Raw genomic sequence first — 14623 nt, 5'->3', positions numbered from 1 at the left:
TCGAAGAACGCGAGCTCATCCAGATCCATCTCCGGCACTACGGATGTCGGGTTACCGGGGGGAACCAGGCGGTTCCATACGTGGTCCGTGTAGGCGGCCGTGGATGTTCCTTCGTGCCCGCGAAAGATAACCTGGCTGGTGACCTGCAGCAGTGCCTGCACACGTGGGTGGTGGTCGGTCAGAGAGTTGAGCGGCGAGGGAATCCACACGAGGTTGGCCATGAAGGAATAGATCCATGGGTCGGTTCCCCCAACTCCGCCGTCGGCTAGGTTGCGCCAGATATGACAAGCCGTAAAGCCGCGCCATGCCTTGCCATCCGTGTAAATGTGATCAGCCGCAGCGATGACAGGTAAGGCAAGCGGCAGTTTTTTGATGATGCTGTTGTCATCACGCAGGTACCCGTCCTCGCGTGGGGCTCCCCAGGATTCGGGCCCCTGATCGTATCGGGCGGAGCGGTCACGGATGCACCACGGCGTCATGGTCGGCAATTGTGCGTATCCGCCGGGGTGCCACCAGATACTCAGCCGTTGGAGCAGCTGGAGTGTCAGCCGCCAGTGTGGGCCATCATCGTTACCGGCTGCCATCTCGGTGTTGATGCCGTGGGTCAGGTAGCTGGCGATGCCGGTTGCACGCGGAGCGGCGGCCGCAACCGGGTCTTCAGCCGAAAGGCGGTCGAGCTCGGTAGCAAGCTCCACCTTACCGTCCAGTCTCCTCAACATGCTCTCCTGCCACCGCTCAGCCACCCATCACGACGTCAGCATTTCTAACTACCAGCCAACCAAGCCAAATCTATAAGGCAAATCTCCGGCAAGAGCCGCTGGCGCACCGGTTGGAACCCTGGCCCAGCAACCTCCAACACCGGCTTTCATGCAGGGGCATGAGCGCCTCTGGATCCCCGCCGATGTGGGTGAGCCCTTGAGCGGTCTCACTCAAGGGGGGGGGGGGGGAGCTCGGGGATAGTAACGCTTGCCGCATTGATGCCATGAATGGTGCGATCAGGGCCCGGCCCGCCCGGGCCTGACCGTGGTCCATAGGCCGTGGAGGAATGCCGTATCACTGTGGTGGACCATCAACGACACCGTCGACGTGCACTAGGCGCGGCCCGTACCCGGCTGATGATTACGAATACTGATCCGATAAGGGAATCCTGAACAGGCGCTCCGCCCGGCCGGAGGACGAGGGCAGCAAAGGACGAATCCGAGCCCATGGGCATCCGTTGGAACAGCATCACGTGACACTCCGATATCGTCCCGCACACCATCCGGCATCATTAGGAGACACGCCCTAGTTCAGTTTCTTCAAAGCGTCTCCTGCTTCCTCGAAGTCTTCGGCGAGCTTCTTCGATCGCATCGTCAGCTTAAGCTGACCCTTGGAGTCACGGTCGCTCCAGTAGCCACCCTCTAGGCGTTTCGCAGGCGAACCAGTGGCAGATAGCACGGCTGACCCGTAGTGAATCGGGCTGCGTCCTCGCACCTCCAGGCGCGGCTCATTCGTATAGACGAAGTACAGCAGCCACAAGCCGTCTTCTTTAGCGACACGTGCAAGCGACGACTTCGAGTTGGACTCATCCGAGATGAGCGTGACCGAGGCGGTGGAGCTCGTCTGCCGAATCACCACGTAGACAGTCTTGGCCAATGGAGACGTACCGGTCGAGGGATTGATCCAGAACTCCGGGCTAATAATTGTGGAACGTTGAAAGGTGCTGCCTTCCGCTAGATTCCGGGCTTCTCGTGGTTGGGCGACTTAGCCCGGATCTGGGCTTTCGCGGACTTCTTGCGGACTGGCTGCGGACCACTCCCGCAGGTAGCGCCACGACAGGAGCAGGTCCTCCTCGTCGGCGACGTCCTGACGGTGCTTGGGGGTCCTACCCCTTAGCACGGTGTTCCGTAGCTCTATCTCCCGCCGCTCGGCCTGCTGCTGTTCGACTAGCCAGTTGATCCTGTCAGCGTTCCGGGCAGCGAGGACCCGGGCGATCGTAGGGGTGACGTCCCTCGGGACGAAGATCCCGCGGTCGGAGCTGTAGGCGATCGTGTGGCTGGGTACCGGGGAGTCGATCGCTTGCTCTACGGCAGGGATGTCCAAGATCAAGCTCATTCCCTCACCTTGGTCTAAGCAGTGCTCCATGAGTCCGGGCTCGAGGATGATATCCACAGTCCAGCTGATAGCCATCTTCAGGCCTCGCTGATTGGCCTCGAGTCGGCAGTCAGCTTTCTCCACTTCGCCTTATCTAGGCGCCGTTGGTCGACGTCCGCCCAAGGGACCTGCAGCCGGCCAGGTGGAACCCACTCCTCGAGGCTGTCCATTTCTTCCGTCAGGTGCCGGATGAGCACCCTAGTCTGCTTCCCGCGGCCGCGTCTGATGAACTCCACCGGCACGAAATCGCCCTTCGCGCCCTGCTTGTACCCGTACTTCTCGACTTCAATCACCAACCCATTGTCGCTGTGGCAGACTCGGACTGAGGGTATCGGCGGTCTCACCGAGCAGCGAGGAGGTTGCGGGCCGCATGCGAACTCACGTCTGTCTAAGAGTCACTTACGGTACTGTCCGACCTGACCTAAAGGAACAAATTGCGAAAGGCGGACCCACGGTGACTGATGGTGTACCACTCAGCATGGCTCTGGAGCCCGGCCTCTACCGAGTCGAATGGTCGATCCCGGGAATGGACGGACGACTGCAAATCCTCAGCGGGGATCTGACGCTCGAAGCAGATACTCAACCGATAGCGGAGGTCTACGGTGATGTTCCCTGTCTGTGGGAATCCGTCGAAGAGGGAATCGACGAACGCAAAGCATCCTTCCCACAGTTCGTCGAGCATCGAGACTTAAGAGGGCGCCTGCTCAACGGCCTGAATGTGATCCTGCTCGACGCGCGTCTGCAAATAGTCGATCCCGAGCGCGCTGTGATTAATGCGAGAGCCGCTCTGATCGGTCGTCAGGAGCACCAAGACGACGAACCCCTGATCAGTAGACTCGAAATGCAATTCGAGCACCTAGATGCTGTAAGTGGGGTTACGCCGATCAAATCTGTAACTCTTCCCAATGTAAGTGCTCAGCTCAACAAGGGACTGTCCTTCGGCGCGGAAACCAATCCCGGAAGCAATCTAGAGTGGACGGATCACACCGCTAAGGTGGAATTTCGGTACGTAACCTCATCCACTTCAGCCGACGGGTACTTCTTTCGAGTGGCATTCAGTCCGCTAATCGTGGTTAGCTTCAAGCAGGCCATTTCCTTCGATTCGGCCCTTTCGGGCTGGCTCGAACCCATGAGGAGGCTCATCTCACTGGCGACGCGGAAGCAGGCAGCAACTACGTATCTCGCAGTGGGGCTTGAAGGTGACGAGAATAGGTCTATCTGGGGCTCGCATCAAGTTTACGGCTCCGCTCTAACTCAAGCTCCATTCGCGTCCCGAGACAGCGTAGTTCGGAAGGCTCGGCAATCCTTCACGTTCTCCGAGGACGGCCACGGGGTGCTTGCTTTGATACGGCGCTGGCAAGAGCTTCAAGCCGAGCATCATCCGCTCCTAGAGACATACGGGTCGATGATGTTTGCACCTATCCAGCACCCTAGATCCACTTATCTACTTCTCATACAGGCCATCGAGGGTCTCCACGGTTATGAGGACCAAGACGCCTATGCTGAACGTCTGCATAAACACAAGGAAACGCTCAAGTGCGTATTAAGCGCACTGAAAGAAACTCCCCTAAGTAAAGATCACTTCAAGTTTATCAAGAACTGTATTTCCAATCGACCTCCCGAGAACCTAGATAAGCGACTCAAAGCTGTTGCCGCCGGAGCGCCGATTGATTTCGCACCAAAACTGGCACGGACTGCGCTGGTGCAATCAGTTATAGATCAACCCGACGGACCGACAGATTGGGCGGGCGCTCTTCGCGTCATTCGAAATGATCTTGCTCATGGGAATAGAGGTTTTGACCCTCGCGAGCTCCTCGACGTTGTTCGCCTACTGGACGGGATAGTCCGCGCACAGTTCCTCCGAGTCTTGGGATGTGCTCCCGAAGCGCAAAAGAAAACACAGTCTGGGGAACGGTAGAAACGCCGCCTTCGCGGGGGTGGAGATGGCCGACCCGGTGTGATTAGAAACCACTGACCTAGCGCAGGTGGGCCTTACTTTCCAATACGGCCGTAGGTATACGCCCAATGTGATATCCCGTGTTCAGGGCTTCTATCCCGTACCGGATCCGCCTGTCGGCCCCGCTCTCGACGTCAACGGGCAGGGCTTCCATGATGCCCTCCAGCTGATGCATGGCACCCTCCAGCTCGGCAGCCGTTAGCTTTGCCACGGCCTCACTCAGCTCGGCAAGCGCACAACTGGTGGGTCAAATGACTGCGGACGAGCCCGTCACACCTGGGGTAAAAAGGGTGACAAGATGGCTTGAAGGTGACCCCGCAAAGGATGAAATGAACAGCGTATATGAACTGCTTGACCTTGCCCGCGCCCGGTACAACCAGCGGCAGCTGGCCGAGATGCTAGGGATGTCGGTCCGGACCGTCGCCCGGTGGGAACATCACGAGACGGCCTTGCCGACGATGCTCGCGCCAGCCCTGCGGGAGCTACTCGGGCTGAGGCAGCCGGAGGACAACCCGGAATTCACGTTCATCGACCTGTTCGCCGGTATCGGCGGAATCAGGATGGGTTACGAGGCACACGGCGGCAAATGCGTCTTCACCAGTGAGTGGAACAAGTTTTCGGAGAAGACGTATCTGACCAACTTTCCGGACGACGAGGACGCCAGCCACACGTTCATCGGGGACATTCAGCAGTACGAGGCTGATCTGGTACCGGACCACGATGTCCTGCTCGGCGGGTTCCCGTGCCAGCCGTTTTCGATCGCCGGTGTCAGCAAGAAAAACGCTCTGGGTCGCGCGCATGGGTTCGAGGACGCAACGCAGGGGACCCTGTTTTTCGATGTTGCACGGATTATCGATGAGAAACGCCCGGCCGCGTTCATGCTCGAGAACGTCAAGAATCTTCGTTCCCATGACAAGGGGAAGACTTTTGCCGTGATCATGGCGACCCTCGAGGAGGAACTCGGGTACGAGGTCCACACGAAGATCATTGACGGAATCAGCTTCACCCCGCAGCACCGCGAACGCATTATCATCGTGGGTTTCCGGGAGCCGACCGATTTCACCTGGGACGACCTTGAGCTGCCACCGGTGGGCCCGAAACTGGACACGATCCTGCACCGCACCGACGGGACGGAGCCTGTGCTGGAGTGGGACGGTGACCGGTATTTCGACCATGACAACCAGAAGGTGCAGGACAAGTTCACCCTGACTCCGCGGCTGTGGGCGTACCTGCAGACGTACGCTGCCAAGCACAGGGCCGCCGGCAATGGTTTTGGTTTCGGGCTGGTTCACCCGACGGGTACCTCCCGGACACTGTCCGCCCGCTACTACAAGGACGGTTCCGAGATCCTCGTCGCTCAGGGAGCGGATCGGCCACGCAGGCTCACTCCGCGGGAGTGCGCGCGCCTGATGGGGTTCGACGACTCCTTCCGGATACCGGTCAGTGACACCCAGGCGTATCGTCAGTTCGGCAATAGCGTCGTTGCGCCGGTCATGCAGGAAGTCGCCCGTATTGTTGCCCCCCATGTGACAGCCATTAAGGCCAGAGAGGCCGCGCAGGCGACAGCCGTGGACAGTGCGGTGGAGGCCGGGACGGGCAGGGCGGATGTTCCTCTCTTCACCGACATGGTCAGCAGTTAACCCCATCCCGGAGACGGAGGCGAGGACGGTGACCGGTCGGGTGGGAGCCGGGGTGTGGGGTGGCTGATGTTGTGGATCCTGCGACCCGAAGGCGGATGATGTCCGGGATCCGCGGGAAAGATACCAAAGGGGAGTTTGTGATCCGCAAGGGCCTCCACGCCCGAGGGTTGCGGTACAGGCTCAACGTGAAGGACCTGCCGGGGAAGCCGGATATTGTTCTGCCCCGGCACCATGCTGTGGTGTTCTTCAACGGGTGTTTCTGGCACCAGCATGACTGCCCTTTGTTCCGGTGGCCGAAGACCCGCGAGGAATTTTGGCGGGACAAGCTCGCAAAGAACAGGAAACGAGACCGGCGTGTCATCGCCGAGCTCGCGGGCAGCGGGTGGCGGGTCGGTATCGTCTGGGAGTGTGGTCTCAAGGCCGCAGGCAAGGATCCGGTGGCACTGCTCGACGACGTCGCGGGATGGGTCAGGATTGAACCATCTGGGCAGCAGGGTCCCGAAGGACGCTCCATCCGGCCTGCAGCGGAGCAGATTGGCAGCCAGACTATAGGGGAGCAGTACATGAAGGAATGGCGGGCATGAGGCCCGGGCACCTCTCCGGCTACAGCTTCAGCCAGACGTACAGGTCATCAGCTGCGGACCTCGCTCACGACGCATGGGCCATGGTCAGAGATGCTAGGTCTGCCGTATATCTAGATGGGATCCAGACGTGCCGGATCGGCCCCAACCGCCAGGAGCGGGCCGTACATGGATAAGTGGAAAGTCCTGAATGCCCAGATCCTCATGCGCGAGCGGGTGATCTGGCGGCCAGCCACAGTGCAGGAGATCACCCAGGCCGCTGCTGACCCCGAGCAGGAGATCCGCCGGACAACGGGCCTGCATTTCGGCCGCATCGCAGTGGCCCCGGTAGTCATTCTTCGCGGAACCTTGCCTGATGAGGTGCGTGTATATGTGTGTGTACGTCGGGGTGCGGCTTTCATCCCGGTTCCGGGCATGGACGCCCAGGGTGTCATTTACGCCTCCCGCTGGTATCCACTAAACGAGATCGCGGTCAGGGCCTGTTTCGCGCTCCTCGACAAATACGCCATAAGCCAAGATTCCAGAGTCCCGCTTGGGACCTACCTAGCCGTGATGACCGATGCGAGCGGAACGGGCTTGGTGGTGGATGACACCGAATCATATGACGGGCCGGCGCCGGCTAGGGCGACCAGAGATTTCCCGTCCATGGGTCTGGGGATCGATCTTTTCCCCTACCAGCAGGATGGAGCGGAGTTCCTGGTAGCCATGGCAGAACGCGGTGTGGGAGTGCTTCTGGCGGACCAGATGGGCCTTGGCAAAACCGCGCAGGCGATCGCCCTGCTTCTGGACCAGTACAGCCGTGGTCCTTCCCTGATTGTCTGTCCCGCGTCACTGCTGCGCAATTGGTTCCGGGAAATCGGACATCTAGCACCGGCTCTGAGGCCCGTCATCCATGCGGGTCCTCTGCGCACCGGTGTGGCTGGTTCCCTCATCGGCTACGACGTCGTCATCACCTCCTATGAAACCCTGACAAGCGACCTGAGCTTCCTCGCGGACATCCAGTGGAATATCCTCGCTCTAGATGAAGCCCAGATGATCCGCAACCCGGAGACGGGCCGGGCGCGAAGCGTCAAGGCCCTGAAGCGCAGAGTTTCCCTCGCCCTGACCGGAACCCCTGTGGAGAACCGCCTTCTTGACCTGTGGTCTATTTCTGAGTTCGTCGTTTCGGCCCTGCTCGGCAGCAGGGAGGCCTTCGAGCAGGCCTTCCCCGATGAACTTGAACGGGCCGAATCCCTGGGGCGAATCATTTCCCCTGTCACCCTGCGGCGTCTGGTCGCGGACGTCGCAACCGACCTGCCCGAACTGGTCAATATCGAAACCGCCTTCGAACTCCCGGCTGACACTGCCAGCCGATATTCACATGTGGCCGCCAGCAGCGCCGGCCCCCTGGCCGCCATCACGGCACTGCGGGTCCTGTGCGCCCATGCGGACGGGCATGGCTGGGACAATGGGCAAAACATGGCCCCCAAAACCGAACACGCCCTGCGGATCATTGCAGAGGCCTTCAGCAGGGGGGAGAAGGTCCTGGTATACGCCTCCTTCCAACAGGCTCTCGATTCGCTGCTCGACGCCGCGCGAACCGGTCACCCCGATGCTTTCCTTGCTGTCCTGGACGGGAGGGTTCCACCGTCAGACCGTCAAGCCACCATCGATCTTTTCACCAGCTTTTCCGGAGCCGGGGCACTGTTCATGAATCCCCAGGCCGCCGGCGTCGGGCTGAACATCACCGCAGCGAACCATGTTGTCCACTTCAACCCCGAGTGGAACCCGGCACTAACCAGCCAGGCCACGGCACGGGCCCACCGCAGAAAGCAAACCCTGCCGGTGACCGTTCACCACCTCTTCTACGAAAAGACCGTGGAAGAGGACGCGCTTCTGCGCTCCGACTGGAAACGCGCCCTCGCGGGCCGCGTGGATGACGGGGCGACGACCACGAAGAAAGGACCTGCACAATGACATGGCCCGCAGAGGTTAGAAAACTCCTGAGTGCAAACGATCTTGGTCTCACAGGGGCCCACCAAGCAGGAATCACCATTCCAAAGAACCTGGACATCCTCGGGTTCTTTCCCCCCCTAGACGCTGCCTCCTACAACCCTGATTTCTGGATGACAGTCTCAACCCCGCAGACAGGCCAGCAATGGCCGCTGCGCTTCATCTACTACAACAACAAGACGCATGACCAAGGCACCCGAAACGAATACCGGCTGACGCACACAACCCAGATGCTGCGCGCCCTGTCAGCAACGGCGGGAGACGTACTCGCATTCCGGCGGAACGGCTCCGGCGACATCGAAGTGGTGCTTCACGACGCCGAAAATCCGGCGGTACCAATGCGGACAGAAACAATACTGCGCAATGGATGGCGCATGATCATCACCGACACAGAGGACTGAGTCATGGCAAAAAACACCAAAATCGTCATCCCGGACACTACCCGAGTCATCGAAGGCTTCAGGGATACCGGATACACCTTCGAGGCATCCATCGCCGACATCGTCGACAACTCGATCGGCCCGGGCAACGCGGAGAACATCTCCATCCGGATAGGACTGGACACAGAAAACAATCCCGTCGTGGACGTTGCCGATGATGGCGTCGGCATGGACCTTGACGGTCTGGAAAATGCCATGAGATACGGCGCCGACAGGCAGGAGGACCAGAACAGCCTAAGCAAGTTCGGCCTCGGTCTGAAAACGGCATCCACACAGTTCTGCAAGCGCCTGGTCGTAATCTCACGTCCGCTCGACGACACGCAGTCCTACGCAGCGGCATGGGATCTTGACACGGTCGTCGCAACAGGGAACTGGGTTCTCGAACATGACACTGCCGACGGGACCGAGAAGGCAGTCCTCGACGACGCTTTGGACGAGCTGTCTTCCCTTGCCGGCACTGACCCCGGATCGGGCACGCTCATCCTGTGGGACAAGATCGACAGGCTTCTCAGGACACGCAACGGCAAGGAGGCCAAGAACCGCTCGATCGCCATGAAACGCAGCGAAACGGTGCTGCGCGAGCACCTGCGAATGGTCTTCCAGCGTTTCTTGGACCCGGAGGACAGCAGGGCCCGCACTGTCAACATCTACCTCAACGGCGAGAAGCTCAATGCATGGGACCCCTTCGCCGAAGCCACAGGCGGGGACATGGTGAAGGAAAAGAAATTCACCTTCGAGATCGCCGAGGGAGACCCCCATACCGCCGTGCTGCGCGCCTTCATCCTGCCCCGTAAGGACGAAGTCGGGGATTTGCAAGCATGGCACGAAGCCGCGGTATCGCTGGGACGTCAGGGAATCTACCTTTACAGGGAAGGGCGGCTCATCGACGGGCCTGGCTGGCTTGGCACCGGAGCCGCCGAGACACACATCAATAACCTCCGCGTAGAGTTGTCATTCGACGCCCAGCTCGATCCCGTCTTCGGTGTCGGGATCAAGAAGTCCGGTGTGCATATCGATGAAACACTCATCGAGCAGTTGACCGACATCCTCGCACCGCTCAGGCGTGAAGCCAACAAGCGCTCCAGGGCCGGAAACGCAAAAGCCGCCACCATCGGTCTAAGCGGCACCCGGCCAACCGAGGTTACCCTCGGCCGTCTCAAAAGCACCCTCACCATTCCGACCATCACTGCGGGCACCGACGGTGCTGTGATGATGGTGAACAAGACCGGAAACGTCCCGGTCATCGGACCCGATGGCCAACCATCCGGAATCATCAACGTCACGGTCGAGGACGAATTCACCACCATGAACGTCGTCCGCCGGGAATCCCTGAAGGACGGAGTGCTCTGGGACATGTCCCTCTCGACCAACAACATCCTTCAGGTCGAACTGAACACCGGTCACGACTGGTACCAGAAGGCCTACCTTCCGGTCGCCTCCAACAGCACCATGGCTCAGGCCATTGAATTCCTCTTCTACGCGATGGCGCAGGCCGAGCTCGACGCTACCAATGCCGATTCGCAGGAAATGTTCGAGGAAATCCGCGTCGACATCAGCCGCAACCTGCGCAAGCTCGTTAAGGACCTGCCCTCCCCCAACACCCCCGACGACGCCTGACCACGGCACACCGTGAACCGCACCCTCGACGACGCACTGGCGCAACTGAGCGCCCTCACAACCCTGTCACTGGACCCATGCACAATCTCCCAGGCGGGCATCGCCGGCGCCGGAGCACGTCTGGCCGGTATCGAGCCGGGCCGCGGACTGGTCATCGCGCTGTCCCGGACAATGACCAGTGCCGCCGCAACCGTATTGCCCGAAGAATATGCCGGCGCGCTCGTTCGCCAGCTCGGGCGGTGGGCCCAGGACAACCCGAACGTGTGGCGCGACGCCGTCGAGGAAATCAGTTCCCATGAGGTGACGCTCACCATCACCGTCAACCAGGAAATACTCGACGACCCGCGCAATCCGCCCGGTGGCCTCTGGCGGTCCTTCGGTATCGAATGCTGGGCACGGATCCCCGCACTGACACCGGACGAGGTCACCCGCAGCCTCCTTACCGTGGCATCGCCGGCCCTCGTCCTGGCACTAAGCGGGCTCCTCGACCAAGACGAAGAGCCAGAGATTCTCCCCTTCGACCCGCTGCCCGAGGGCGCACTAACCAACATCAAAGTAAACCGCTACGAACGCAACCCCATCAACCGCCTCCGATGCATCAGCCACTACGATGCCCGATGCTGGGTTTGCGAACTCGATTTCGGAGAACGCTATGGTCCAACCGCTGCAGGATTTATCGAAGTCCACCACCGGATTCCCGTCTCGGCCATGGGCGGCCAGTACCTCGTTGATCCCATCCGCGACCTCGTGCCACTCTGTAGCAACTGCCACTCGGTGGCACACCGCCGGACCCCGCCATACCAGCCGGCGGAAATACGCGAACTCCTCGGACTGCCACTAAAATTTCCACCACTTCCTCTTCTGGAAGGTTCTTCCACCACCTGCAGTTCCCTGCAGGAGACCTGAGGAGCGTCATGGCACAGGCTGCTTTTCATACGCGGAGTGTGGCGGCAGCCCCGAAGGTTGACTAACCCACCGACATGATCGGCGGGATCAGTGGCAGGTCTAACGACTACCTTGTATCCGTTTGCACGATTCCCGCTGTGACATCGCGGGGCCGCCTGCGGCGACAGAATGGCCCGATCCTGACCACGGTGCTGAACTAGGTCATCAGGGCCAGGCTGCCGGTGGGTGGGCGCCGCATTCTCCCGAGTAGGTGGAGGGGTTCATTGTAGTTTCAGCCGGTCGTCGCAACACCTGATTGTTGGAGGTAGTAGTGGCTACTGGAGGTAGGCCGGACCCGTAACCAGTTCACCGAGTGTTCGACATGTTCCATTGAATGCGCCCTCATTATTTCCTGCGCATCTCGTGAAGGGGTATTTCGGTGGCTCAATCTGTACGATCATTCATTCGGATTACGGTCGATACTGCTTCCAGTGCCGCGCCACCCATTTGAGCTGACCCGGTGAGAGCGCAATAGCCGGCTGGCGGCCGGCCAACGACGCATACTGAGGGTACATAGCAAGGTCAGCGTGCACATCGATTTCCTGTGTCACTGGATCGATGGCAATTTGACCACGATCGAACAGGGTATGGATGTCGCGCCTGAGCAGCAAACCACCGTGTTCGTGATGAACACCAAGGGCGGCAAAGCTGTAAAGATGGCAGGCATCCAGGACTTCCTCCGGGGCATCGCCCGTCAGGCCGCAACGTAGACCCTGTCTATCCAACAGGGCCCTGCGGAATTTAGCCTGACCGACGCGGACGCGAACAGTGGCTTCCGTATGGCCACCATAGGGCAGGTCAGCAAGCCTCTTCCCGACTGCGGCGGTCGACAACAGGTGCCCCTTCGACGCGAGAGCAGACTCGAAGGCAGTCCAGTTCAAAGGGCGGAGACTCAGCTGGGATTTTGGCGCCATCGCCAGCTGGCGGAGCTCGTCTCCCGTCAGGATGCCCTCGAGGTTATCCCAGCCTCCGTCGTGGCGGGACCTGTATGTCTTGACCCGCTCGATTCGAGTGATGGGGTCGTCAAATTCTTCGCCGCATTTATAGCATTTATAAAGTGGTCGGATTGTGCTCCGCGCCTTAATGCCGGCCTTAAGACATGTGGTGTTCGAGCATCGGCGCAAAATCTTGTCATCCTCACCGGTCTCGATGAACTCGATGACCGACATGCCAAGGGACCTCTTCTTGTCCCATAGCACGATCGCATCCCCAACTGCCAAGGCCTCGGAGTTCCCGACCGTACTATCCCAGCTGTAGTGGGCATCGGGCTCGTCGTCATACCCGTCATTGCCGCCGTGCTGGCGGTCGTCTCCAACGGCCAGAAGCAGCCACGCCTTTGTCATCTGCTTACCTTACTGGGATGAAGCCCAGTAGGTCTTGTAGGGTGTTGCATCCTTGCCCATGACCAAGAACGAAAGATCCAGGCCGACGTCCTCAAATGCCTCGGCAATGTCCTGGTTCTTCTCCAATGCGGTCTTGACTGCCTTCATTTTCGCATCACGATCGAAATCAGCCGTCCATACGGGGTGACTGATAATTCGATTGATCGCAGTGCTAAGCTCCGTCTGCTGATTCTCAGTCAGTGTCGCGGACATCGGGCTCTTCGAAGTAGCAGTGATGACCACCCGCTCGTACATGCGTCGAATGAGATCCGCAATGTAGGAAAGTGACCCCTGATAACACATTCGGCGGGCACGCTCGACCTCGATGGTGGTGAGTGCGGCATCATCGTCGCCAGGCTCGAAAGCGTTGTCATTGAGGGTGTTCAGAAGGGTCACAACATTGGACGCCTCGATGTCCCGGCCTGTCTGGGCCGAGACGCCCTTGGTCGACTGGGCCTCCTTGGCCACGAGGCGCTCAATGACCTTTGCCTTCAGCGTCTGCTCGGTGAAGCTGAATGAGGCTGCCACGGTGCCCGGGCGCTTGACATGCGAGGTGATGCGCAAGTCGGTGGAGCTCAGTACGTTCTGGACCAACGCTGACTGAAGCGCAGCCTTCCCTCGGGCACGCTCGGTCTGGGGAAGCCACGCAAGGAAGCCAGCTTCCGAGACCGCCGCAGTCCCCACTTCCTCCTCGTACTCCGTGAATTTATTTTCCCACTCGTCAGCCATCTTGCCCGCAAGCTCGAACGGAGACAGCGGCAGCTTCTTAATTTTTGCCTGGATAGAGTTGACAAGCTCATTTGCTTGGGCCGTTGTCATGTCCAAATAGACCTTTGCGGTCACGCTGGTCCGGCCCATCATCCAGCTCGCCAGTGTCTTGTGTTGACCGTCGAAGAGGAGGAGACGGACAGGTTTCCCGAAGTCAAGTGATTCGAGTCGGCAACTCGGCGGTTCATGCAGCACATTTCGCTGCATGTCAACGTAGATGGACCAAGCGTGATCAGTGCGGACCACGCGCGGCTGACAGTCATCGTCGTTGAAAATTGCCTCTCGTGGAAGGGTCAGGAAGACGTACCGATGGGTGCCGGTCGTGTTCGTCTCCTCGAAGACCGGGATCGTAGCGGCGGACTTATCCGGTAGCTCGAATGTAGCCGTAGCTTCATTGACGGTGACTACGCTCGGGATCGGTACAATCCCGAAGTGTTCGAGGAAGCCGTCATATTTGATGCGGCCGCCCCTCTTCTTGGCGAACGCGGTCAGCTTGAGGTAGGGCCTGATCGGAACGGTTTTCGCATTGCGTTTTGCCTTATTGCACGACCCGTGGGCGAGGTTGAGATTGGTCAGATCGGTGGCCCCACCCTCCGCTTCAGGAACATCATGATCGGCCTGAATGTCATCCGATGCGCGGTTGAGGGGCTCTTCGCATAGGTGGCAGCGACCGCCCGATTTATCCCAGAGGGCCTGATCAGCAGTGGTTCGTTCCCCCTCCGGGAGTTTCTTGCGCATAGCCTGCGAGATGTTGATCGGCACCGATTCTCCTTCGTCGAGATCTACCTTATGGGATGTCAGGGGCAGCCCGGTCCATACAAATCAGTTCCGTACACACCGCTGATGAACGATCCCGCCCAGTCGCGCTGTGCAGGCACTTCAGCGAACCGCAGTACGGTCGCGTCCCTCCCACCACGCGACCCGTCTAACCAGACGAAGGACGTCGCCTGGTGAGACGGTCCAGCCCGTCTCAGTGGTGGAGCGGGCCGCACCGGATGCCGGTCGCACCCGAGGGGAAGAAGCGTGACGGTTCTGGGTAGGAATAGCCGACGCTGATAACAGGCACGCTTACGGCGTAAGCACTTTGAGAAGTCGGACGAACGCATGAGTTCGAACAGGACGACCGCGAGCTGCATGGGGCCGACGGAACCCCGAATTGAGCGACGAC

13 protein-coding genes are annotated in these 14623 nt (G+C 59.9%); 7 read left to right on the top strand and 6 right to left on the bottom strand.

Annotated features, from left to right (window positions below):
* The 4 genes from CXQ97_RS08035 to CXQ97_RS08020 all read right to left on the bottom strand — a co-directional run.
* Positions 1–719: hypothetical protein (locus tag CXQ97_RS08035; RefSeq protein ID WP_146069602.1), on the bottom strand; the 719-nt coding region annotated here is incomplete at its 3' end.
* 565 nt (positions 720–1284) lie between these two features.
* Positions 1285–1635, bottom strand: coding sequence for a hypothetical protein (locus tag CXQ97_RS08030; RefSeq protein ID WP_104180296.1), 351 nt, complete (start codon positions 1633–1635; stop codon positions 1285–1287).
* Between the two features lie 108 nt (positions 1636–1743).
* The gene (locus CXQ97_RS08025; RefSeq protein ID WP_104180295.1) at positions 1744–2169 is read right to left on the bottom strand and encodes a hypothetical protein; all 426 of its coding nucleotides are present in this window, start codon (positions 2167–2169) and stop codon (positions 1744–1746) included.
* A 2-nt stretch (positions 2170–2171) separates the two neighbouring features.
* Positions 2172–2426 carry a hypothetical protein gene (locus CXQ97_RS08020; protein ID WP_146069600.1) on the bottom strand — a complete coding sequence of 85 codons (255 nt, stop codon included), beginning with the start codon at positions 2424–2426 and terminating at the stop codon, positions 2172–2174.
* 161 nt (positions 2427–2587) lie between these two features.
* Between CXQ97_RS08020 and CXQ97_RS19450 the strand changes: the two genes are divergently transcribed.
* From CXQ97_RS19450 to CXQ97_RS07985, 7 genes are all read left to right on the top strand, one after another.
* Positions 2588–4051, top strand: coding sequence for a HEPN domain-containing protein (locus tag CXQ97_RS19450; RefSeq protein WP_181035009.1), 1464 nt, complete (start codon positions 2588–2590; stop codon positions 4049–4051).
* A gap of 368 nt (positions 4052–4419) precedes the next feature.
* The gene (gene dcm, locus CXQ97_RS08010) at positions 4420–5730 is read left to right on the top strand and encodes a DNA (cytosine-5-)-methyltransferase (protein ID WP_104180292.1); all 1311 of its coding nucleotides are present in this window, start codon (positions 4420–4422) and stop codon (positions 5728–5730) included.
* Between the two features lie 59 nt (positions 5731–5789).
* Positions 5790–6314, top strand: a complete 525-nt coding sequence (locus tag CXQ97_RS08005) for a very short patch repair endonuclease (protein WP_104180291.1) — start codon at positions 5790–5792, stop codon at positions 6312–6314.
* A gap of 165 nt (positions 6315–6479) precedes the next feature.
* On the top strand, positions 6480–8267 hold the full coding sequence (locus tag CXQ97_RS08000; protein ID WP_181035008.1) for a DEAD/DEAH box helicase: 1788 nt from the start codon (positions 6480–6482) through the stop codon (positions 8265–8267).
* On the top strand, positions 8264–8704 hold the full coding sequence (locus CXQ97_RS07995; RefSeq protein WP_104180289.1) for an EcoRII N-terminal effector-binding domain-containing protein: 441 nt from the start codon (positions 8264–8266) through the stop codon (positions 8702–8704). Before CXQ97_RS08000 ends, CXQ97_RS07995 begins: the two co-directional genes overlap by 4 nt.
* Before the next feature lie 3 nt (positions 8705–8707).
* Positions 8708–10360 (top strand): ATP-binding protein, encoded by a 1653-nt coding sequence (locus tag CXQ97_RS07990; protein ID WP_104180288.1) that lies wholly within the window; start codon positions 8708–8710, stop codon positions 10358–10360.
* Between the two features lie 12 nt (positions 10361–10372).
* Complete coding sequence (locus CXQ97_RS07985) at positions 10373–11266, top strand: HNH endonuclease (RefSeq protein WP_104180287.1); 894 nt, start codon at positions 10373–10375, stop codon at positions 11264–11266.
* Between the two features lie 449 nt (positions 11267–11715).
* Here the strand turns inward: CXQ97_RS07985 and CXQ97_RS07980 are convergent, their stop codons facing one another.
* Positions 11716–12648 (bottom strand): HNH endonuclease signature motif containing protein, encoded by a 933-nt coding sequence (locus CXQ97_RS07980; protein WP_104180286.1) that lies wholly within the window; start codon positions 12646–12648, stop codon positions 11716–11718.
* Positions 12649–12657: 9 nt separating this feature from the next.
* The gene (locus CXQ97_RS07975; RefSeq protein WP_104180285.1) at positions 12658–14217 is read right to left on the bottom strand and encodes an HNH endonuclease; all 1560 of its coding nucleotides are present in this window, start codon (positions 14215–14217) and stop codon (positions 12658–12660) included.
* Positions 14218–14623 lie beyond the last annotated feature (406 nt).

The organism is Arthrobacter sp. B0490 (genome assembly GCF_002929355.1).
In the GTDB taxonomy this organism is placed as follows: Bacteria; Actinomycetota; Actinomycetes; order Actinomycetales; family Micrococcaceae; genus Arthrobacter_D.
The sequence above is the reverse complement of the archived record's forward strand: the minus strand, read 5'-3'. Positions and strand labels throughout refer to the sequence as shown.

What these genes read in the sequence shown, in the direction of transcription:
- CXQ97_RS08025 (WP_104180295.1), bottom strand. Translation starts at nt 2,169, where the DNA reads ATGGCTATCAGCTGGACTGTGGATATCATCCTCGAGCCCGGACTCATG.
- dcm (WP_104180292.1), top strand. Translation starts at nt 4,420, where the DNA reads ATGAACAGCGTATATGAACTGCTTGACCTTGCCCGCGCCCGGTACAAC.
- CXQ97_RS08000 (WP_181035008.1), top strand. Translation starts at nt 6,480, where the DNA reads ATGGATAAGTGGAAAGTCCTGAATGCCCAGATCCTCATGCGCGAGCGG.
- CXQ97_RS07995 (WP_104180289.1), top strand. Translation starts at nt 8,264, where the DNA reads ATGACATGGCCCGCAGAGGTTAGAAAACTCCTGAGTGCAAACGATCTT.
- CXQ97_RS07990 (WP_104180288.1), top strand. Translation starts at nt 8,708, where the DNA reads ATGGCAAAAAACACCAAAATCGTCATCCCGGACACTACCCGAGTCATC.
- CXQ97_RS07980 (WP_104180286.1), bottom strand. Translation starts at nt 12,648, where the DNA reads ATGACAAAGGCGTGGCTGCTTCTGGCCGTTGGAGACGACCGCCAGCAC.